This is a genomic window from Qipengyuania gaetbuli (assembly GCF_009827315.1).
Taxonomy (GTDB): domain Bacteria; phylum Pseudomonadota; class Alphaproteobacteria; order Sphingomonadales; family Sphingomonadaceae; genus Qipengyuania; species Qipengyuania gaetbuli.
In genome coordinates this window covers 748,487-767,111 of the sequence record NZ_WTYF01000004.1, presented here as the reverse complement: position 1 = coordinate 767,111, position 18,625 = coordinate 748,487, and the positions used below count along the sequence as shown (strand labels likewise).

The following is an 18,625-nucleotide window of genomic DNA, read 5'->3' as shown; positions in this document are numbered from 1 at the left end:
GGAGCAGAATGTGCACCGTTGGACGTATGTCCGCAATCGGGTCGTTAGCTGCTGGTCCGCTCGTGGCACGTCGCTAGCTTGGTGAAAGCGGCTTCAGATGGGGTGGATAGTGGACTGTCTGCTTGGAGCTTAATTGGCTGGGAAGCTGCCACGCGTTCGGTTTGCAATCGCGACCAGCGACAGCATGACGGGCACTTCGACCAGTACACCGACGACCGTAGCAAGCGCAGCGCCACTGCCCAATCCGAACAGACCGATGGCAACCGCCACCGCCAGTTCGAAGAAGTTGGATGTGCCGATCAGCGCGCAGGGTGCTGCGACCGCGTGCGGCACTTTCCACGCCTTGGCCCAGCCATAGGCGACGAGAAAAATGCCATAACTCTGCACGATGATCGGCGCGGCGATCAGCGCGATCAGTAGGGGGCGCGCGACAATAGTCTCGGCCTGAAAGCCGAACAGCAGCAGCACCGTCAGCAACAAGCCGAGGATCGAGAGCGGCTTTATGCCTCCGGTGAAATCAGAAACCGCAGCTTCATCACCGCCATGCGTCGCGAGCAGTCGGCGGCGTATGAATGCCCCCGCTACGAGCGGCACGACCACATAGAGTACGACCGAGAGCAGCAGCGTTTCCCAAGGCACCGATATGTCGGTCACACCGAGCAGCAGCGCCACGATGGGCGCGAAAGCAAAGATCATGATAAGGTCGTTCGCTGCGACTTGCACCAGCGTATAGGCCGGATCGCCCTTGGTGAGCTGCGACCATACGAACACCATCGCGGTGCAAGGGGCCGCACCCAGCAGGATCAGTCCTGCGATATATTCCTGCGCGTCGGCGGGCGCGATCAAGTCGGCAAAAACGATCTCGAAGAACAGCACGCCAAGTGCAGCCATCGTAAAAGGCTTGATGAGCCAGTTCACTACCAGCGTGATGATCAGGCCCTTTGGCTTGTCACCGACGCGACGCACCGCGCCGAAATCGACTGAGACCATCATCGGGAATATCATCGCCCAGATCAGCACCGCGACGACGAGGTTGACCGAGGCGTATTCGATAGCCGCTAGCGACGCGAACAACTCTGGCCCGGCATTGCCAAGCGTAATTCCAGCGAGGATCGCAGCGCCGACCCATACCGAGAGCCATTTCTCGAACAGGCCCAAACCCGCTGCGCGGGCATCCAAGTCAGCAGTTGCAGAGGTCATTGCTTGTCAGCGTCCTTTCCGATGGCCTGCAGCCTTTCGCGCAGGGCAATTTGCTCAAGGCTGGCAATCGGGAGCGCCAGCATCAGGTCGATGCGCCGCTTGAGCATGCGAAAGGCATCGAGGAAGGCCGCTGCTTTCTCAGCATCGCTGCCCTCTGCCGCCGCCGGATCGGGAATACCCCAGTGTGCCGAGGTCGGACGCCCAGGCCAAATCGGACACGTCTCCGCCGCTGCGCTGTCGCAGACGGTAAAGATCAGATCGAACTCTGGCCCATGAGCAAAGTCGCTCCAACTCTTTGAGGAATAGCCGTCTGCCGGATAGCCCAAAGCCTTGAGCGTGTGGATCGCCCAAGGGTTGACGGTGCCAGTTGGATTGCTCCCGGCGCTGTAGGCTTTGAATCGGCCTTCGCCGTCATGGTTGAGGATAGCTTCGCCCAAGATCGAGCGAGCGGAATTGCCCGTGCACAGGAACAGCACGTTCAGCGGTTGATCGGACATTTGGTAACCTCAGCAGCAGGAGGTCTTGGCGGGAGTGAGCTGCGGTGCACAGCAAGCGCTCGACGCGGCGTCGGCGGAGGCAAGTTGATGGAGATCAGGATTGCCGCCGTAGGTCGTGCTCTCGCCATCGGTAAGAAAGGCTTCCCACACCACGCCATCGGGATCGGCGATCCAGCTCTTTTCCGATTGCGCATAGCAACAGGTCGTTGCACCTTCTTCGAGCACGGGACGGTCTGCAGCTCTTAGGCGGCCATAGACCTCTTCGAGTTCGGTCTTGTCCTCGACCTGTAAGCCGACGTGCTCGATGCCCTTGGCCGCATCCTCGCGCATCGAGATCGCAAAATTGATGCGGGGATCGTCGAGCATCCACTTGGCGTAATCCGCCTTTACGATCGTGGGATCGGAGCCAAATAGACTGGAATAGAACGTGATCGACTTGTCGATGTCGGTCACGCCCACATGCACATGAAAGCGTTTCATCACGCGCTCTTTCGTTGGGAGGAAGGAAAGTACTCGGCGTTTTCGGAGCAGGAAATGCCGCCGCAGCAGTTTTCGGTGAGGTAGCCCATCAGGCCGTTCATCGCGGCATAGTCCGCCGAATAAATGATGGAGCGACTTTCGCGCCGCTGGGTTACCAATCCCGCATTGGCGAGCTGGGCCAAGTGGAAGCTCATGGACGATGGGGGAACGTCGAGCTTTTCGGCCAGCACGCCGGCAGCGACTCCTTGATCGCCCGCTTGCACCAAGAGCCGGAATGCAGCGAGGCGGTGTTCCTGTGCCAAGGCTGAGAGGGCGCGGATGACGCGATCGGCTTGCATTGATCACTCCAATAATTCGATAAGTATCAAAATATCGAATCATGATGAAGTCGTCAAGCGAGCTGATGTCCGCTCTCAGACGATCGAGTGAGGTGGCCAATGTCGCGTTTCGGGTCGTTAGCTGCCCGTCCGCTCCTGGCACATCGCTAGCTCGGTGAAAGCGTCGTCAGATTGGGTGGAAAGCTGACATTGCTCAATGCGCCCTACCTTGGCAGTATCCCGTTATGCAAACCCCCAGCAAGCGAGCGGAGCTAATCCGGGCGGCTATAACAGCGCATTTGATCGGCCTCATCGTCGTTGGCTTCTATGGCACGATTGGAACATCAGGAGGCTTTGGAAACGGGGCATGGGTAGGAATGCTCGCTGGCGGCATAATCTCAATCCCTTGGTTCGCCTCGCTGTTTGCCGTAATCTGGTTTTTTGCTGACTTCTATTGGCGGAATTTCATCGTGCTCTGCATCGTCGGGCCTGCCGTAGTCTGTGCGTCGTGGTGGTTGTTCGATGGTCCCGACTTGATCGATGCAGTTGCTCTCACCGCCATTGTCGGGAGCGCGGTCTTTCTAGTAATTATTTCGATTGTGCGTTGGCGCAGCAACACTGCGACTTAACGTCCGCAATCGGGGCGGAAGCGGAATGACCGCTTTTCGATAAGATGAGCCGAAAGCAGACCGATTGCTAGAGGCCCCTTATCCGATAACTGCCGCTGTGTTTTCGTTAGAATCTTGCGGTAAGCCGTTAGCGAATTTGGGAACCAATATCACGAACGAGGAATTGCAATGCTGATCTAGAACGTAACTTTCAGCACTGCCATGAAACCCTCCATCCTGATAATCGAAGATGAATTCCTTATATCTGCCGAAATGGAAGAGGTCATTCGAGACCTCGGCTATGTGTCTGCCGGGACTGCGGATGATCTCGAAAGCGCGTTGAGCCTCGCCTCGGACGAGATCGATGTTGCGCTAGTGGACGTCAATCTCGCTGATGGCGCCACCGGTCCGGAGATCGGTGCCCGCCTTGCGCGAGAGTATGACATGCAGGTCGTTTTCGTGACTGCAAACCCGCAGCAATTGTCAGCAGGAGTCCCTGGAACGCTAGGAGCCGTGGAAAAGCCTGTAGACCTGAGAGTGTTGGACGAGGTGCTTGAGTTTGCGTTTGCTTACAAGCGCGGGTTGACCCCGACGCCGCCACCACGTCTTCAAATGTTTCAGGCGATCTAAGAAGCTCTCAGGCGTTTCAGTGGAATCTTAACTTCCATGCGAAGACCTTTGTCCGACCACCGTCTGGTATAATCCCCACCAAGTTGTTGGCGCACCGCCATATCGATCAGACGCGTCCCAAAGCCTGCAGCCATGGCTTGCGGTTCACGACACGAATCACCTTCTTCTCGCCAAATTATCTGCGCGAACTCGTCAGATTGATTAACTTTTATACTCACGGTCCCTTTGTCGCTTGAAAGCGAACCATACTTGATCGCGTTGGTAGCCAGCTCGTGGAACACGAGAGCGACGGGGGTTGCTGCCTTGCTATCGACTGGAATCTCCGAGCCACTGACCGTGATCCTGCCCTCCGAATACGCGTGGTAAGCGATGAAAATTTGCTCAAGTAGAGCTGAGAAATGCCCGTCGCCTACGATCGGGCGCGATTTCTCGGTGTGTGGGCGTACAAATTCGTGGGCGCGGCCAAGGGCTGAGATACGCCCCAGAAGTTCCTTGGCAAGAGAACTCAGAGCGGGCTCCGCGCGAGCCGAAAGGCTGACCAGTCCTGAGATGATCGCGAAAATGTTCTTGATCCGATGGCTGAGTTCCTGGCTGAGAATTTCGTTCTGTAACGCGATCGCCTTTTGGTCATCCACATCCGTGCACGTGCCTATCCAGCGCTGGATCGTACCTTGGCCGTTGTAGATGGGGGAAGCACGTCCGATCATCCATCGGTACTCTCCACTATGATGCCTTAAACGATACTCGACCTCGTAAGGCTCACCGGTCTCCAGACTATGTCGCCACTTCGCCCATGCGTTTGGTTGATCCTCGGGATGGAAAAGTGCAGCCCAGCCCTCACCATCTGTTGAACCTATCGGAACTCCGGTAAATTCGTACCAGCGAGCGTTGTAATAGTCGTGTGATCCATCCGGGAGGGTTGACCAAACAATCTGTGGCATGGTGTCGGCGAGCGCATGAAACGCATCGCCTGCTAGCTGCAATGCCCCGAAATCCGAGAGGGGAGGAGGAGATGTCGATCTCGCTGCTTTATTTTTGGAGGCAGAGACGACGCTCGAAGCCATGCGAGACTTTCCTTTGTTGGCCGGGGCGTTCCCTTGAGCCGTTGTGCATAAAAAAGCCACTTTGATGGATGGTTCCCAAGGAAGCTGCTCATCGTGGTGTGCGAATTTAAGTGGATTAGCTGAAGAGCGGACAGTCCGCTTGCGGCCCCGAATTGGTCAGGAGCCAATGGGAAAATCAAGGTACAGCGGTGACGACAGGCTATCCAACTTTCGCGAGGTCCTGCTCTTTATCGGCCCAAGCCAAAACCTGTGTCGCGGACATCGGCCGACTGAGCAAGAATCCCTGAATGCTGCGGCAGCCCTCCCGACGGAGGATTTCCAGTTGCTGTTCGTCCTCGACGCCTTCCGCCAGAGTCTCCATTCCCAGTGCTTCTGCAAGGGTTGTGATCGCGCGGATGATGGCGTGGCCATTCTCACCGGTCGCCAGGTCGGTAACAAAGCTACGGTCGATCTTGACCTTGTCGAAGGGAAAAGAGCGAAGGTAGCTTAGCGAGGAATATCCCGTGCCGAAGTCGTCCAGTGCGATACGTACGCCCAGCGCGCGAAGTTGGTGCAGGATTGCCATCGTCTTGTCGACCTGAGCGATGAAGATGCTCTCGGTAATCTCAAGCTCCAGCCGATTTGCCCCGATCCCCGATGCGGCGATGGCGTTGAGAATTTTCGTCACCAGATCGGGCGAAGTGAACTGCTTGGGCGAAATATTGACCGCAACCGACAAACCATCTTCCCAACGGCTAGCCTGGTGGCACGCTTCGCGAACGACCCATTCTCCGATGGGCAGGATCAGCCCCGTTTCCTCGGCAAGGGGGATGAAATCGTTGGGAGAGACCATGCCCTTCGTGGGATGGTTCCAGCGGATCAGTGCCTCGAATCCTTTCAGCCGCTCCTCTGACAAGCTGTAGAGCGGTTGGAAGTAGAGTTCGAACTCGCCTTCGCTGATGGCGCGGCGCAGGTCGAGTTCCATCTGTCGCCGTTGGCGGGCCTGCTCGTCGAGGGCGGGTTCGAAGAAGTGATAACAGCACTTGCCCTCGCGCTTGGCGCGATAAAGAGCGAGGTCAGCGTGCTTCATCAAGGTGATGCCGTCATCGCCATCCCCTGGCGCAACGGCAATGCCCAAGCTTGCCGAACAATCGGCCTTCTGCCCTTCGATTTCGATCCAGCGCATGAAGCAGGCCTGGACTTGCCCTGCCAACGTGTTGAGGTCGACGCTTGGCGCAATGCCGTCGATCAGGATCGCGAATTCGTCGCCTCCAAGGCGCGCAATGGTGGCGTCCGCCAGCGAGCCACGCAAATGCTCCGCCACATTTCGCAGCAAGGTGTCGCCTGCAGGGTGGCCGAGCGTATCGTTGACGACTTTGAAATCATCGAGATCGGCGTAGACCACCATGACCTTGTGATCGTTCTTCCGCCGAGCCAGCGACAGGGCCAGCTGTTCAAGGAAAAGTTTGCGATTGGGCAGGCTTGTCAGTCCGTCGTGCAAGCCGACATGAACGATCTTCTTTTCGCGCTCTTCTATAGCTTCGATCATCGCATTGAAGCTGCCAGCGAGGCGTCCGATTTCGTCGTTGGTATCGACGGAGACTTCGACCTTCTCGCCTGCACTGACCAAGCGAGTCGCCTCATCGAGCTTGCGTAGCGGTGCAGTGATCGTCTTGGCCACTCGCCAGCTTAGAGCGACTACCAGCAATAGTCCGGCAATGGCGAGCGCCGCCAGAAGCCAGCGAATGCCTGAATATTCAGCCAGGGAACGCGTCAGCGAATGCCTGAGTACCAGCCGCGGATTGAGGCTAACCTCGAGCGACGGCAGGGCCGACACCCGGTACAGCATGCGCTCGCCTTCTTCCCGTTCGAAGACTTCGCCGAGCGGGGCCGTGCCGATTGCATCGGGAATGCGACTTAGCCGGACAACCGAGGCATCGAGATCGACCGCAGCCAGGCGCGTCAATCGTGCCAGCTCGGCATCGTCGAGCGGCTGCGTTACGACCAGCCAGCCGACCAGATCCGGTACTTCCACCGGGGAGGCCGTGGCTAGAGCGAGCCGGTCGCCCTGCATGATCACTCCGAATTGTTTCCCTTCGTCCAGCGACTCCCACAGGCTCAGCGGATCAGGCATCGGATCGCCGGTCGAGCCGGTGAGTGTCGCATCGTAGCCTACGACGAAGGCCGATCCTCCGGACGAGCGAGCGCGAAGGTTGTCGAGCGCGCTGGCAATGGTCGGTCGGTCATTGGTGGCGACTGCCTCGCGGAAGCCGAAGTCGCGCGAAAGGACGTCGGTCGTGCTGCGCATCTGCTGGGCCCGCAGTTCGAGGATCTCGTCAAAGACCCGTGCATTGGCCGCCAGGTCGCGGGTCGAGGCGTTCTCGGCAAACCGCGCAATACCCTGACCCGCGATAATGAGGATGACCGCCAGCACGGCGGCGAACAGCGCCGCATATAGCGCAGCCATCCGCAACTTCAGCGAACCGAAGCGGAGGATGTCGATCCTGCCGAACGCGCTCATCGCAGCTTAACCGTGTACTTGCGGGAGAAATCCGCGGTCACAGATGCGTCGAAGTTCGTCTCGTTGGCTGGCGCCCGCAGACGCGGATGCCAGATTGTAATGGTGGCCTTGCCGCTGGGCACGTCGGACAGGTCGACGATTCCGTTGGCGTTAGTCTTCGCTGCATAGGGCGTTTCGACCACACGGACATAGCCGCGCATGGCGTCGTGGATGTTGCAGCCCAGCGCCGCCGTGCCTGCTATCGCGAAGCGCTGGGTCCGGGTCTGGTCGCGGCCATAGAGATCGATCTCGAACTTGGCGATTTTCGAGAAGCTGTAGATACTGTGGCGGACCTTATCGAGATTGGGAAATGCCACCGTGGAACCCTTGGCGACGATCAACGTCCCGGGGGTGAACTGCAGATCCTTCTGCGCCATGGCGGCGCGCCAGGCGAAGCCCGACGGAGACTTGGTACCGGCGGCGGGCGTAATTTCTACCACCGCATCGCGGACGGGGAGGCCGCGCTCGTCGACCACCTGCACGCGCGCGGAGGTGCTGCCTGCGGCCAGCAAGTGTGCAGCAGGAATACCGGCAGCAAGGAATGCCAGGAAGAATGCGACCTTTTTCATCGCCGCCCGCCCTAAGGGGTAAAGCTTAACGAACCACACCCCGGCAGTCGCCCTTGCAGTTAGTCCGGCTTTAACCATGTCCCGCTATGCTTTTGACAATGAGCAGACTTTTCGCCCTTTTCGCGCCGACGCTGGCGCTCGCGCTCGTCGCTACTCCAGCCGCGGCGGAGGACGCTCCACCGGTAGAGAGCGATGATCCGCTGTTCGAAGCCGGCAAGCTCTTGCTGACCAACGGCGTCACCGGCATCGAAGGCTCCAGCGGCGGCGGTGTCGCGACCTGGGCGACCATCGGCGGGCTTGAGACCGACAGCGGCGTTGGCCTGACCGGCCATGTCACGCTGATCGAGCTGCCAGATTTCGGCTGGCAGAGCCACGGCATCGCGGTCGGCATCGCCAACCGGTTCGAGCTGTCCTACGCCCGGCAGAACTTCGACACCCGCGATGCCGGTGCCGCGCTTGGCCTCGGAAAGGGTTACACCTTCAACCAGGATGTATTCGGGGCCAAGGTGCGCCTGGTCGGCGACCTCGTCTATGGCGATCCGCTGTTGCCGCAGATCAGCGTCGGGATCCAGCACAAGCGCAGCCGCGACGCCGCCGTGGTACAGGCCGTGGGGGCCGACAGTGCCGCCGGCACCGACCTGTTCGTCAGTGCCTCCAAACTGTTCCTGTCGCACAGCGTGCTCGCGTCCGCGACTGTCCGCTATACCTCGGCCAACGAGGGCGGGCTGCTCGGTTTCGGCAATGCGGCGGACGACGGCCGCTCGCTCCAGTTCGAGGGTTCGCTAGCCTACCAGCTGTCGCGCAGCGCAGTGGTCGGCGCAGAACTGCGCACCAAGCCCGACAATCTGGGCTTGGGTGAGGACGACTGGATCGACCTGTTCGCCGCTTACGCCCTGACCGACAACGTCACCCTGACCGCCGCCTATGTCGATCTCGGCTCGATCGCGACCTTCGAGAAGCAGCGCGGCGGATTCTTCTCCGCTCAGCTCGCCTTCTGATCCCATCCTGCCCTTACCGGAACCCTTGTCGATGATTGCTCTCCCCCTCGCCCTGCTTCTGCTCCAGCAAGTCCCGCCCGTCGATGCCGAGAGCGCTATCGACTGGGACAAGGAATTCGGCGTCGAGGAACAGGTGCGGGACCCTGTGACCGGGGAGATTCCGGTTGACCCCTATGAACAGAGCAACGCCAACGCCGGTGCCAGACCTTTCAGCGGTACTGAGATGGCCGCGACCTTCGGGGGCCAGGACGGCATCCGCGCCATTGCCGAACGCACCGTCGACCTGTCGCAGGAAGACCCGCGCATCGCGGCCATCTTCGCGGCGCATGACATGGTCCGGCTCAAGCGGACGCTGTTTGAACAGTTCTGCTACATGCTCAACGCCGGTTGCGACTACACCGGGCGCGACATGGCGAAGGCGCATGAAAACATGGGCGTGACCATGCGCGACATGAACGCCTTGGTCGAGAACCTGCAGCAGTCGATGCGCGAACAGGGCGTGCCCTTTGCAGCGCAAAACCGCTTCCTGGCAAAGCTTGCCCCGATGTCGAAGGATGTCACGGGCGAATAGGGTTGCAGGTCCTGGTGCAGTGATCGCACCAGCGAGTGCAAAGCGTTTACAACAAAGACTGAGCAGATTCAGTCGCTGGAACCGCGCGCGTGTGGTTATCCGTCTCGTTGAATCAAGTGCGCCCATCCCGCCCTATCGAGACGATTTATGTGGATCCAATGGGACTGAATGACGACGAATAGCAGGGAAGCGATGTGGAGACCGTGATCGAATTGTCCGCTTTTCCCATTGTGCTACCGAAACCGGACTGACCGCAATCGGCCCCGTTGCGGACGTTCGAGCTCTTTTAAGGGTTGCCTGAACCCGGACTAGAAGCTTTGCCTTGGTTATGGACTTCCCCAATGTCCGATCATGGATTGAAATTTGTCGATACCGCTGTCGATCCAAGAATGAAGAGGCGTTACGTTGATCCTGACATAACCGGCGCTATTTATCTGTGATGAGAAAATCGTTGACGAAGGCAACGCCAAATTCGCGTCGATGGATAGTGGTTTTGATCATAATGAATGGGCTCCTCTTAGCTGCAACAGTATCTTTGATCTTCAACCAGTCGGCTCCGGTGGCCGAGCCACGGATGGTCACTCCGCGTGGAGACCTAGCTGCGGATGAACGCGCCACTATCGACCTGTTCCGGAATGCACGCGAGTCCGTCGTCTTCATTTCCACACGGCAGCGGGTGGCCGATTTCTGGACACGTAATGTCTATAGCGTGCCGCGCGGATCGGGCTCGGGTCTCGTATGGGACGAGGCAGGTCATATCCTCACCAACTATCATGTCATCGAGGGTGCATCAGAAGCGCAGATACAGCTTGCCGACGGTCGCCAGTTTTCCGCCACACTGGTGGGTGCGAGCCCTCAGCACGACCTTGCTGTTTTGAAGATCGGCGGAGCAGGCTTCACTGCGCCCGCACGGGTGCCAATCGGCACAAGCAGCGACCTGCAGGTCGGACAGAATGTCTTCGCAATCGGAAACCCGTTCGGCCTAGACTGGACCCTGACCAAGGGGATTGTTTCGGCGCTAGATCGTTCGCTGCCGAATGAAAATGGCCCCGACATTCGGCACCTGATCCAGACCGATGCCGCCATCAATCCAGGCAATTCGGGTGGTCCGCTGCTCGACTCGGCAGGCAGACTGATCGGGATCAATACCGCGATCTATAGTCCCTCTGGGGCGTCGGCCGGGATCGGCTTTGCCGTGCCGGTCGATACGGTCATGCGGGTCGTGCCGCAGCTGATTTCCGAGGGTCGCTACACGCGGCCCAGCCTTGGCGTTGAAAGCGATGACGATATCAACGATCGGCTCAAACGTGCTTCGGGGATCGAAGGGGTTTTTCTCTTGCGGGTCGATCCCGGTTCATCAGCGGATCGCGCCGGTCTGGTTGCTGCCCAGCGCACGAGGCGCGGTGTCGTTCCAGGGGACATCGTTACCGCTTTGAACGGCAAACCCGTTTCTAGAGTCGGCGATCTGCTCGCCCGGCTTGACGATTTTCGGGTCGGACAAAGCGTCGAGCTCACGCTGATACGCGGCGGCGAAGAGCGAACGGTCAGGCTCGAACTTGAACCGGGAAGCTAACGCATGAAGAGGGGGCGGTCCCATTGGGGAGACCGGCACTCACGGCTGCCATCAACCGGCGTTGATCGAGATCGTCTTGCGTAACTTTGCCGCTTCTGCGGTGCGCGGAACCGTAACGGTGAGAACACCATTACGGAAGGCCGCCTCAACCTTCTCCTCGTCGATCTGCGAGGGCAGGCCGATGCGACGCTCGAAGCGGCCATAGCTGCGTTCGGAATAGCCGCGTTCCTCGTCACTGGTTTCGGACTTCTTTTCGCCCCGGATCACCAGCTGGTGATCGTCCAGGCTGATTTCGATGTCCTTTTCCTCTATGTCCGGCAACTCGGCCGTGACCCGGATTTCCTTGTCGTTCTCCGATAGCTCGACCCGCGGCCAGCCAAGGCTGCGCCCGATGGAAGGCGGCGAGGGCATGGACAAGCGTCAAGACATGTCGTCGAACAAGCGATTGATATCCCGATGAAGCGACATCACCGGATGATCGACCCGCTCCTCCTGCCGGGGAGCAATGTCCTAGCCCTGGCTTTTCCAGGGAAAGAGATCGTGAATAGCCATCTCGACATTCCTCCTATTTACCGACTGGTTCAGGCAAGCTTCGTCAAGCGGGGCAGGCGCGATTGCACCCACCCCGCCGAGGATTTGCCCGGTGGTTGAGGCTTAGGCCGCCTTGTCTTCGGTCAGCTGCGGCGTGTCGTCATTGACATGCTCACGGCTTCGCATGGCGATCTTGCGGGGCTTGAGCGATTCAGGGACGATCCGCTGGAGATTGATCGTCAACATGCCGTGCTCGTAGTTCGCATCGCGCACTTCGACATAGTCGGCCAGCTGGAACCGGCGCTCGAACGCGCGGGCGGCAATACCGCGGTGAACGAATTCGACACCGTCTTCGTCCTTCTGGGTCTTCTGACCGGAAATGACGAGCTGGTTCTGCTGTGCAGTGATATCGATTTCGTCCGGACGGAAGCCGGCAACCGCCAGAGTGATCCGGTAGCTGTCTTCGCCGGTTCGAACGATGTCGAAGGGTGGATAGCTGTCCTGCGTCTCGGCGCGGAAGCTGTTCTCGAGCGCATCGAAAAGCCGATCGAAGCCGACCGTGGAGCGGCGATAGGGGGTCAAATCAAATGCAGTTCTCATTTCCAAATCCTCCTTGTTGAGCAATCTGGGCATAAGAGGCGCGGGGAACCAAGAGCCGACGCCCTCTGTCCAACCGGACCCGTTATGGCATCCGGCACTGATAAAATTGGGAAACGCGCAATTAGTTTCAAGACCCGATGAAATTTTTTCAGTTTGTTATCAGTTTTTTGCAAGAGAAAATCAGGCGCACCGATAGAGGTGCGCCTGGCCTTCTTCCAGGAGTGAATATGATTGGATCCAGACCGTTTACGCGGTCAACGGATCGCTGCTCGCGGGATCGGAGCCCAGCCTTGCATCTGGTCCTTGAGCGCCAGTTTGAGCTTCTTCAGGCGGGCAATCAGAACTTCGTCAGGCCGGGGTCGTTTGCTTTCAAGCCGGATCTCGTCCTCTAGCCGCGCATGTTCGCGTGAAAGATAGTCCAGGTACCTGTCGGTCATCATCTCCTCCTCTCGCATTCGACCAGTCCTCCGATGTTGCCGTGCTTGGAGCCTGCCTTGCTCAGCAGGCGCCGAAGCAGCACTGCCGCCAGCCGTGCGTGGAAGGTGGGAGAGCGCGGCTTGAGGCCGCGCTCTCCCATCCTGTTAGAAGTCCATCGCCGGCATCGGTGCGGGCGTGTCCTCCTTGGGCAGTTCGGCTACCAGCGCCTCGGTGGTGATCAGCAGCGAGGCGACCGAAGCCGCATCCTGCAGCGCCGTGCGCACCACCTTCGCCGGATCGATGACACCCGACTTGACCAGGTCTTCATATTCGCCGGTCGCGGCGTTGAAGCCATGGTTGTAGTCGTCGCCTTCGAGCAGCTTGCCGACGATATAGGCACCGTCTTCACCCGCGTTTTCGGCGATCTGGCGAGCTGGGGCGCGCAGGGCGCGACGCACGATGTCGATACCCGACTGCTGGTCGTCATTGGCGGCCTTGAGGCCCTCCAGCGACTTGAGTGCGCGCAGCAGGGCGATACCGCCACCTGGCAGGATTCCTTCCTCGACAGCAGCACGGGTTGCGTGCAGCGCGTCGTCGACACGGTCCTTGCGCTCCTTGACCTCGACTTCGGTCGCACCGCCGACGCGGATGACGGCAACGCCGCCAGCCAACTTAGCCACGCGTTCCTGCAGCTTTTCACGGTCGTAGTCGCTGGTCGTGGTCTCGATCTGGGCGCGGATCTGGTTGACCCGGGCGTCGATGTCGGCCTTGTTACCGGCACCATCGACGATGGTGGTGTTGTCCTTGTCGATGATGACCTTCTTGGCCCGGCCGAGCATGCCGATCGTGACATTTTCCAGCTTGGTGCCGAGTTCCTCGCTGACCACATTGCCGGCGGTGAGGATGGCAATATCCTCCAGCATGGCCTTGCGGCGATCGCCGAAGCCGGGTGCCTTGACCGCCGCGACCTTGAGGCCGCCGCGCAGCTTGTTGACCACTAGGGTAGCCAGGGCTTCGCCTTCGACATCCTCCGCGATGATCAGCAACGGCTTGCCCGACTGCACGACCTGTTCGAGCAGCGGGATCAGCGCCTGCAGGTTCGACAGCTTCTTCTCATGGATGAGGATGTAGGGATCCTCGAGTTCCACCTTCAGCTTTTCGGCGTTGGTCACGAAGTAGGGCGAGAGATAGCCGCGATCGAACTGCATGCCCTCGACCGTTTCGAGCTCGGTTTCGAGGCTCTTGGCTTCCTCGACCGTGATCACGCCTTCGTTGCCGACTTTGTCCATGGCTTCAGCAAGGATGCGACCGACGGTTTCGTCGCCATTGGCGGAAATGGTCGCGACCTGTGCAATTTCGCTGTTGGCGGACACCTTCTTGGCATGGCTTTCGAGGTCCTTGACCACGGTGCCGACGGCGAGGTCGATACCGCGCTTCAGGTCCATCGGATTCATGCCGGCAGCAACCGCCTTGGCACCTTCGCGCACGATGGCCTGGGCAAGAACGGTGGCGGTGGTGGTGCCATCACCCGCCTTGTCGTTCTGCTTGCTGGCGACTTCGCGCAGCATCTGTGCGCCCATGTTTTCGAACTTGTCCTTGAGTTCGATTTCCTTGGCGACAGTGACGCCATCCTTGGTGATACGAGGAGCACCGAAGCTCTTCTCGATCACCACGTTGCGGCCCTTGGGGCCGAGAGTTACCTTGACCGCATTTGCAAGCGTATCCACGCCGCGGAGCATGCGATCACGCGCATCCGACGCAAACTTTACTTCTTTCGCAGCCATCTGGCCTGCTCCTTTCTCTTCTTTCGATTGAACCGAAGATCGGGTTGGTTGCTTACGCCGCCTTTTTGAGCTCGGCGGCAGTTTCGATGATGCCGAGGATGTCGCTCTCCTTCATGATGAGCAGGTCCTCGCCGTCGATCCGCACTTCGGTGCCGGACCACTTGCCGAACAGGATGCGGTCGCCCGCCTTGACGGCGAGTTCCACCAGCTTCCCGGCATCGTCACGCGCCCCCGGGCCAACGGCGACGACTTCGCCTTCCATCGGCTTTTCCTTGGCGGTGTCAGGGATGATAATGCCGCCGGCCGTCTTTTCTTCGGCCTCGATACGGCGAACCAGCACGCGATCGTGCAAAGGTCGGAAATGCATGCATAACCTCCATTACAAAGCGAAATGACTTACAGCGCCTCCCCCGGATGATCGGCAGGAGGCATTTCGCGATCTAGTTTTGCCAAAAACGGCTTCAAGAGGCCCAAATCAGATTTTTTGGCACTCGTGGATTGCGAGTGGCGAGGGGCTTTTTCCGTATGCCTTATCAGGGTCTTGACGGTCCAAAATAGACTCACAAAATATCCCGAGCGGAACAATCCGCAGTGAGTGATGAGCGGCAAGGCAGAAAGGAGGATGTTCCCATGTCGCAACCATTCGCACGCTACCTGCATCCCTTCGATGTTGCGCATCATCCGTCGCTTGAGCCCGAAGTGAAGCGAGCAATTCTGGCGTCGTGGGCTTCCGATAGGCATGCCGTCGAAAACGAGCCGGCGATGCGCCAGCCCCCCGAACTCGAGGGTCCGGTTTCCGCTGATGATGTACTCGCCGCACCGCGCTCGCTCGACGGCCCGGACAGCCAGCCCACGCTACAATGACCGATCGCGCTTTTCTGGTTCAGCTGGACGGATACGGACTGACCACGGCAGAAATCTGCTATTTCATGCCGGATCACCCCTCGCTCGTGCAAATCTATGCCTGGCAGGAATACGACGCAGCACCGGATTTTCCGGTGCTGTTCGATTTCCTCGCCCATTGGCGGCGAGAGATCGAGGCGGAGATCAGGTCAGTCCGTATCGCGCACGAAAAGATGATCCGGCCAGCGAGCTGGCGTACGGCAGATGGCGTGATCTCGTGGGACTAGCAGAGCCGTGTGATTAAGCTTGCTAACCCGGATGCGTGCCAACGGAAGCAAACTGCTGACTAGTAAAATCTGAAAGCCTTCGGCCAATTGCTAGGCAGTTTTTCAATTATTTTCCACTGAATGCTGCCAGTCGGTTTTCGGCCCATGATCGGACATTGGGGAAGCCCATAACCAAGGCTAGGCTGCCAGTCCGCTTTCAGGTTCCTCTAAGAGGGCCCGAAAGTCCGCAATGAGGGCGCAAAGCTGCCATTAATCGGGCATGGGCACCGCAATCTCCCATTGATCTTGGTGCCCATCACTTTCATGTCGGGTGCGCCATTAGAAAAAAACCCCAGAATTCTGGGATTTTCGAATTCACCCGACGGGAATATGATGGGCAACTTATGGCGACTTCGGGCCGATTGGGGCCTGTCTGGTGTAGGTAAGTAAGAGCGAGAAGCGGACCCTCGACAAGCCCTCAACATCCATCCATGCAGCCTTGGTTGCATTAGAAGGATTTTGTAGGACAATGGTTTTACACGCTGCCTATGCTCTCTTCTGATCGAAACAGTTTAGCCGAGAAATATCTTGTCGATGACCTGCCTGGTGCGCGGCAAATGGGAAGCCGATTGTACGGTATTCTCGCGAAATTTGACGCTGGGGCACCCGTTAGCGAGGCATCCCGAGCTTACCTTCTGGCTAATAAGCTGCATTGTCTTCATGCGCTACTTGAAGGCCGGACCGACTTCGATGCTTTCACACGCGAGGCTGCCATTCAGCGCGCCCATCGCATGAAGATGGCTGAGATTGCTGCCAGCGAGGCAGCGGATGAGGAGGCGAGGCGCAAAGCTGAACGAGTTGCGGCCAGTGCCGAGATCTTCGCGGACCCGCAATACAAGCGGAGGCAAGAGGTCAAGCAGCTGAAGCGAAGGTTCAACTTGGGGTACATTGAACCGGAGCGCTATCCACGCACCATTCGGTTGCTACAGTCGTTGGCGAACGACGAGAGGCTTCAACCTAAGGACGTCATGTGGCTTCAGGTGGGAGACGAAGACTGTTGGACCAATGAAGTTGCAACCGCTTGGCATTTGGTTGAAGCCAAGGTTCTGACTGCTGCCTGGCGCGAAACCAAGGATCCGTGGGATGCAATCAATGCCAGTAGCCACTGGCGTAAGGCTGGAAATCCAGAGGTTGCCATTTCCCTCACCGAGGACGCGCTGGCCGCGACTGAAAAATCAGCCCCCAAGGTGCGCTCGGCGTTGGCAACCACACGTGGCGCAGCCTTGAGAGCCGTCAATCGCCATGCTGAGGCCAAAGCGTTGGGTGAGGAGGCGCACGCACTTGCACCGAACGACTACCGCCCCTGCACACTCCTCGGGGCCGTTCACATGGAGCTGAACGAGATCATTGCAGGGCATGAGTGGTTTATGAAAGCCGAGGAGCGGGGGGCAGATAAAGCGGCAGTCGACCACGACATCAAGGCGTTACTCGCTCGCATGCCTGATGCGGAGCGCGATCGCATACGGGCATTTCTGCTTAATCAGGACCCTGAGCGTTTTGCGTGGCTACGATCCAAGCGGGGTCCCGCCCATAAGATTGCTCAGGTGCGATAGTCACCGCGCCATAATGCCCACCGCAGCCGCCAATTTCTGTGTGCAGTTCTGCGCTCGACATAAGCGGTGAAGGGCATTTTGGGCCGCTAACTGTTCGTCTGCTTTCGCCCAAATTCCTCTAAGAGCTGTCATTCCGCTTCCGACCCGATTGCGGACATTCGGAAAGGCTTGGATTTTAGAATCCTCATTCAGAGTGCGGCATGCTGCTCTGAAATATTCTCGCAGACCAACTCGGCCTTGAAGCCAACCATTGCAGGACCGGCCCAGTGTACCGCGCCTGCCTGCATTGCAAAGGCTTCCATGAGTTTCGAGCCCAGGCCTTTCTCGTTTTGGCCCTTGGAATCGAGCCCCAGCCCATCATCCTCAATCGTTAGGCGCCAACCTCCATCCCTTACATGAAAATATACCCCAATCATGCCACTCCTACCTTCGGGGAAGGCGTATTTGATTGCGTTGGAGATCGCTTCGTTCATGTACAGGCCCAATGCGGCTGCGGTTTCGCGCGGCAGCTTGCATGGGTCGACTTCCCGGAAGAATCGCACGTTTCTCGGTAGAGCCGCGTTTTCAAGCCGATCGAGCAGATTGTCCATGAACAGCTTTGTATCGACCTCTATGGTTTCCGACTGCTCTAGGGCAAGTTCCGAATATGCGTCCGCGAATGTTCTGACGCGGCCCGCTGCATCATTCAGATGTTCGTGAATGAGTGGGTCGCTTGCGCTACGCTTCTGCATTTCCAGCATGCTGGCAACGAGGGCGAAATTGTTCTTGGTGCGATGCTCGAGATCGGCCAGCAGGATCAGTCGGCGATCTGCCGCAGTCTGAATTTCGTCGACTGTTCGTCGCGCCGCTCTTCGGAACGCTTCGGCAAAAATCACGACGATAAGGCAGCATGCCGCGTTCAGAGCCACCCGCGGCGGGTCTGCCGGATCGATAAACTGAAACCCGCGGGTCTCGGGAAGGACGAAATACCACGCCCAGAAGAACGTCACCGCGAATGCGGTCATTCCCGCCTGCCAGTGTCCATAGAGTGTAACCAGCAGCAATGTTGGATATATCAGGGCGAAGGGGCCCGATGTCGGAGCCCATAAATCGAACACCGATCGCAGGCTGATCATTGCCGCCGAGCACAAGACCCCAAAGGTGATCTGGGCGCCGAACTGGCCCTGCCTGGTTAGAAACTGGCGTGTAACATCGAATTGCGCGAGACGCTGCATGGCATTCTTCCCGGGCGAAAAATGCATCCGGTGACCAATCGCAACCGAAGCGTCGATACCCTTCCGCCCATCGACACAAACAGATTAGACCAGATAGGAATGAGAGTCGACGGCTGGCTCTTTTCGCCCAGGAAACATGTGTTTCCAAACTTTCTTGGCTTTGTGGCTTGGCAAGGTAGTCTTCAGATTCCAGCTTGTTGGCTAATCTTGCGCCCCATTCTTTTGCAAAAGACTTGCCTGATTGCCAAACTGGGATCGTCCGATTTTCACATAGGTCGTCAAGGATCCACCAAGCTAACACCATGCCAGAA

General features: G+C 58.6%; 23 protein-coding genes. 9 read left to right on the top strand and 14 right to left on the bottom strand.

What is annotated here, in order from left to right; all coding sequences use genetic code 11:
* Nucleotides 1-129 precede the first annotated feature (129 nt).
* Genes arsB through GRI42_RS06095 form a run of 4 tightly spaced genes read right to left on the bottom strand, consistent with a single transcriptional unit; the run spans nucleotide 130 to nucleotide 2,515 of the window.
* The gene (arsB, locus tag GRI42_RS06110; RefSeq protein WP_160607435.1) at nucleotides 130-1,200 is read right to left on the bottom strand and encodes an ACR3 family arsenite efflux transporter; all 1,071 of its coding nucleotides are present in this window, start codon (nucleotides 1,198-1,200) and stop codon (nucleotides 130-132) included.
* Complete coding sequence (locus GRI42_RS06105) at nucleotides 1,197-1,697, bottom strand: arsenate reductase ArsC (protein WP_160607434.1); 501 nt, start codon at nucleotides 1,695-1,697, stop codon at nucleotides 1,197-1,199. Before GRI42_RS06105 ends, arsB begins: the two co-directional genes overlap by 4 nt.
* Before the next feature lie 9 nt (nucleotides 1,698-1,706).
* A complete protein-coding gene (locus GRI42_RS06100) occupies nucleotides 1,707-2,177 on the bottom strand; it encodes an ArsI/CadI family heavy metal resistance metalloenzyme (protein ID WP_160607433.1) in 471 nt (156 codons plus the stop codon).
* Entirely contained in the window at nucleotides 2,177-2,515 is a 339-nt protein-coding gene (locus tag GRI42_RS06095; RefSeq protein WP_160607432.1) for an ArsR/SmtB family transcription factor, read from the bottom strand. The genes GRI42_RS06100 and GRI42_RS06095 overlap by 1 nt, the downstream gene beginning before the upstream one ends.
* A gap of 278 nt (nucleotides 2,516-2,793) precedes the next feature.
* Between GRI42_RS06095 and GRI42_RS06090 the strand changes: the two genes are divergently transcribed.
* Both GRI42_RS06090 and GRI42_RS06085 read left to right on the top strand, forming a co-directional pair.
* Nucleotides 2,794-3,123: a hypothetical protein gene (locus tag GRI42_RS06090; RefSeq protein ID WP_234033872.1), complete on the top strand. Its 330-nt coding sequence runs from the start codon at nucleotides 2,794-2,796 to the stop codon at nucleotides 3,121-3,123.
* 201 nt (nucleotides 3,124-3,324) lie between these two features.
* Nucleotides 3,325-3,732, top strand: coding sequence for a response regulator (locus GRI42_RS06085; protein WP_160607430.1), 408 nt, complete (start codon nucleotides 3,325-3,327; stop codon nucleotides 3,730-3,732).
* On the opposite strand, the gene GRI42_RS06080 is transcribed toward GRI42_RS06085, so the two are convergent.
* From GRI42_RS06080 to GRI42_RS06070, 3 genes are all read right to left on the bottom strand, one after another.
* On the bottom strand, nucleotides 3,729-4,796 hold the full coding sequence (locus tag GRI42_RS06080; protein WP_160607429.1) for a sensor histidine kinase: 1,068 nt from the start codon (nucleotides 4,794-4,796) through the stop codon (nucleotides 3,729-3,731). The two genes, GRI42_RS06085 and GRI42_RS06080, sit on opposite strands and share 4 nt — an antisense overlap.
* A 199-nt stretch (nucleotides 4,797-4,995) precedes the next feature.
* Nucleotides 4,996-7,296: a putative bifunctional diguanylate cyclase/phosphodiesterase gene (locus GRI42_RS06075; protein WP_160607428.1), complete on the bottom strand. Its 2,301-nt coding sequence runs from the start codon at nucleotides 7,294-7,296 to the stop codon at nucleotides 4,996-4,998.
* The gene (locus tag GRI42_RS06070; RefSeq protein ID WP_160607427.1) at nucleotides 7,293-7,904 is read right to left on the bottom strand and encodes a cupredoxin domain-containing protein; all 612 of its coding nucleotides are present in this window, start codon (nucleotides 7,902-7,904) and stop codon (nucleotides 7,293-7,295) included. Before GRI42_RS06070 ends, GRI42_RS06075 begins: the two co-directional genes overlap by 4 nt.
* Nucleotides 7,905-8,002: 98 nt before the next feature.
* On the opposite strand from GRI42_RS06070, the gene GRI42_RS06065 reads away from it, so the two are divergent.
* From GRI42_RS06065 to GRI42_RS06055, 3 genes are all read left to right on the top strand, one after another.
* Nucleotides 8,003-8,902: a DUF3034 family protein gene (locus GRI42_RS06065; RefSeq protein WP_160607426.1), complete on the top strand. Its 900-nt coding sequence runs from the start codon at nucleotides 8,003-8,005 to the stop codon at nucleotides 8,900-8,902.
* A gap of 31 nt (nucleotides 8,903-8,933) precedes the next feature.
* A complete protein-coding gene (locus GRI42_RS06060; RefSeq protein WP_160607425.1) occupies nucleotides 8,934-9,473 on the top strand; it encodes a group I truncated hemoglobin in 540 nt (179 codons plus the stop codon).
* A gap of 502 nt (nucleotides 9,474-9,975) precedes the next feature.
* Nucleotides 9,976-11,046: a S1C family serine protease gene (locus GRI42_RS06055; RefSeq protein ID WP_234033870.1), complete on the top strand. Its 1,071-nt coding sequence runs from the start codon at nucleotides 9,976-9,978 to the stop codon at nucleotides 11,044-11,046.
* Nucleotides 11,047-11,097: 51 nt separating this feature from the next.
* Here GRI42_RS06055 and GRI42_RS06050 read toward each other — a convergent pair whose 3' ends face one another.
* Nucleotides 11,098-11,457, bottom strand: a complete 360-nt coding sequence (locus tag GRI42_RS06050) for an Hsp20/alpha crystallin family protein (protein ID WP_234033869.1) — start codon at nucleotides 11,455-11,457, stop codon at nucleotides 11,098-11,100.
* Nucleotides 11,458-11,520: 63 nt separating this feature from the next.
* Here GRI42_RS06050 and GRI42_RS13820 point away from each other — a divergent pair, with 63 nt between their 5' ends.
* On the top strand, nucleotides 11,521-11,697 hold the full coding sequence (locus GRI42_RS13820; protein WP_170290002.1) for a hypothetical protein: 177 nt from the start codon (nucleotides 11,521-11,523) through the stop codon (nucleotides 11,695-11,697).
* Nucleotides 11,698-11,700: 3 nt separating this feature from the next.
* Here the strand turns inward: GRI42_RS13820 and GRI42_RS06045 are convergent, their stop codons facing one another.
* From GRI42_RS06045 to groES, 5 genes are all read right to left on the bottom strand, one after another.
* On the bottom strand, nucleotides 11,701-12,177 hold the full coding sequence (locus GRI42_RS06045; protein ID WP_199800434.1) for an Hsp20 family protein: 477 nt from the start codon (nucleotides 12,175-12,177) through the stop codon (nucleotides 11,701-11,703).
* 254 nt (nucleotides 12,178-12,431) lie between these two features.
* Nucleotides 12,432-12,614 carry a DUF465 domain-containing protein gene (locus tag GRI42_RS06040; RefSeq protein ID WP_160607423.1) on the bottom strand — a complete coding sequence of 61 codons (183 nt, stop codon included), beginning with the start codon at nucleotides 12,612-12,614 and terminating at the stop codon, nucleotides 12,432-12,434.
* Nucleotides 12,614-12,754: a hypothetical protein gene (locus GRI42_RS06035; protein WP_160607422.1), complete on the bottom strand. Its 141-nt coding sequence runs from the start codon at nucleotides 12,752-12,754 to the stop codon at nucleotides 12,614-12,616. Before GRI42_RS06035 ends, GRI42_RS06040 begins: the two co-directional genes overlap by 1 nt.
* Nucleotides 12,755-12,758: 4 nt before the next feature.
* Entirely contained in the window at nucleotides 12,759-14,378 is a 1,620-nt protein-coding gene (gene groL / locus GRI42_RS06030; RefSeq protein WP_160607421.1) for a chaperonin GroEL, read from the bottom strand.
* A 52-nt stretch (nucleotides 14,379-14,430) separates the two neighbouring features.
* Nucleotides 14,431-14,745, bottom strand: coding sequence for a co-chaperone GroES (gene groES, locus GRI42_RS06025; RefSeq protein WP_066760610.1), 315 nt, complete (start codon nucleotides 14,743-14,745; stop codon nucleotides 14,431-14,433).
* 263 nt (nucleotides 14,746-15,008) lie between these two features.
* On the opposite strand from groES, the gene GRI42_RS06020 reads away from it, so the two are divergent.
* From GRI42_RS06020 to GRI42_RS06010, 3 genes are all read left to right on the top strand, one after another.
* Nucleotides 15,009-15,242 (top strand): hypothetical protein, encoded by a 234-nt coding sequence (locus tag GRI42_RS06020; protein WP_160607420.1) that lies wholly within the window; start codon nucleotides 15,009-15,011, stop codon nucleotides 15,240-15,242.
* Nucleotides 15,239-15,508 (top strand): usg protein, encoded by a 270-nt coding sequence (locus GRI42_RS06015; RefSeq protein ID WP_160607419.1) that lies wholly within the window; start codon nucleotides 15,239-15,241, stop codon nucleotides 15,506-15,508. The genes GRI42_RS06020 and GRI42_RS06015 overlap by 4 nt, the downstream gene beginning before the upstream one ends.
* 527 nt (nucleotides 15,509-16,035) lie before the next feature.
* Nucleotides 16,036-17,100, top strand: coding sequence for a hypothetical protein (locus GRI42_RS06010; RefSeq protein ID WP_234033867.1), 1,065 nt, complete (start codon nucleotides 16,036-16,038; stop codon nucleotides 17,098-17,100).
* Nucleotides 17,101-17,288: 188 nt separating this feature from the next.
* Here the strand turns inward: GRI42_RS06010 and GRI42_RS06005 are convergent, their stop codons facing one another.
* Nucleotides 17,289-18,314: a sensor histidine kinase gene (locus tag GRI42_RS06005; RefSeq protein ID WP_160607417.1), complete on the bottom strand. Its 1,026-nt coding sequence runs from the start codon at nucleotides 18,312-18,314 to the stop codon at nucleotides 17,289-17,291.
* Nucleotides 18,315-18,625 lie beyond the last annotated feature (311 nt).

Excerpts from the sequence above, each read along its gene's own strand:
- GRI42_RS06085 (WP_160607430.1), top strand. The coding sequence starts at position 3,325 with ATGAAACCCTCCATCCTGATAATCGAAGATGAATTCCTTATATCTGCC.
- GRI42_RS06035 (WP_160607422.1), bottom strand. The coding sequence starts at position 12,754 with ATGGGAGAGCGCGGCCTCAAGCCGCGCTCTCCCACCTTCCACGCACGG.
- GRI42_RS06095 (WP_160607432.1), bottom strand. The coding sequence starts at position 2,515 with ATGCAAGCCGATCGCGTCATCCGCGCCCTCTCAGCCTTGGCACAGGAA.
- GRI42_RS06020 (WP_160607420.1), top strand. The coding sequence starts at position 15,009 with ATGTCGCAACCATTCGCACGCTACCTGCATCCCTTCGATGTTGCGCAT.
- GRI42_RS06050 (WP_234033869.1), bottom strand. The coding sequence starts at position 11,457 with ATGCCCTCGCCGCCTTCCATCGGGCGCAGCCTTGGCTGGCCGCGGGTC.
- GRI42_RS06040 (WP_160607423.1), bottom strand. The coding sequence starts at position 12,614 with ATGACCGACAGGTACCTGGACTATCTTTCACGCGAACATGCGCGGCTA.
- arsB (WP_160607435.1), bottom strand. The coding sequence starts at position 1,200 with ATGACCTCTGCAACTGCTGACTTGGATGCCCGCGCAGCGGGTTTGGGC.
- groL (WP_160607421.1), bottom strand. The coding sequence starts at position 14,378 with ATGGCTGCGAAAGAAGTAAAGTTTGCGTCGGATGCGCGTGATCGCATG.
- GRI42_RS06105 (WP_160607434.1), bottom strand. The coding sequence starts at position 1,697 with ATGTCCGATCAACCGCTGAACGTGCTGTTCCTGTGCACGGGCAATTCC.
- GRI42_RS06005 (WP_160607417.1), bottom strand. The coding sequence starts at position 18,314 with ATGCAGCGTCTCGCGCAATTCGATGTTACACGCCAGTTTCTAACCAGG.
- GRI42_RS06080 (WP_160607429.1), bottom strand. The coding sequence starts at position 4,796 with ATGGCTTCGAGCGTCGTCTCTGCCTCCAAAAATAAAGCAGCGAGATCG.
- GRI42_RS06015 (WP_160607419.1), top strand. The coding sequence starts at position 15,239 with ATGACCGATCGCGCTTTTCTGGTTCAGCTGGACGGATACGGACTGACC.
- GRI42_RS06070 (WP_160607427.1), bottom strand. The coding sequence starts at position 7,904 with ATGAAAAAGGTCGCATTCTTCCTGGCATTCCTTGCTGCCGGTATTCCT.
- GRI42_RS06065 (WP_160607426.1), top strand. The coding sequence starts at position 8,003 with ATGAGCAGACTTTTCGCCCTTTTCGCGCCGACGCTGGCGCTCGCGCTC.
- GRI42_RS06045 (WP_199800434.1), bottom strand. The coding sequence starts at position 12,177 with ATGAGAACTGCATTTGATTTGACCCCCTATCGCCGCTCCACGGTCGGC.
- GRI42_RS06060 (WP_160607425.1), top strand. The coding sequence starts at position 8,934 with ATGATTGCTCTCCCCCTCGCCCTGCTTCTGCTCCAGCAAGTCCCGCCC.
- GRI42_RS06010 (WP_234033867.1), top strand. The coding sequence starts at position 16,036 with ATGCTCTCTTCTGATCGAAACAGTTTAGCCGAGAAATATCTTGTCGAT.
- GRI42_RS06075 (WP_160607428.1), bottom strand. The coding sequence starts at position 7,296 with ATGAGCGCGTTCGGCAGGATCGACATCCTCCGCTTCGGTTCGCTGAAG.
- GRI42_RS13820 (WP_170290002.1), top strand. The coding sequence starts at position 11,521 with ATGATCGACCCGCTCCTCCTGCCGGGGAGCAATGTCCTAGCCCTGGCT.
- GRI42_RS06100 (WP_160607433.1), bottom strand. The coding sequence starts at position 2,177 with ATGAAACGCTTTCATGTGCATGTGGGCGTGACCGACATCGACAAGTCG.
- groES (WP_066760610.1), bottom strand. The coding sequence starts at position 14,745 with ATGCATTTCCGACCTTTGCACGATCGCGTGCTGGTTCGCCGTATCGAG.
- GRI42_RS06055 (WP_234033870.1), top strand. The coding sequence starts at position 9,976 with ATGAATGGGCTCCTCTTAGCTGCAACAGTATCTTTGATCTTCAACCAG.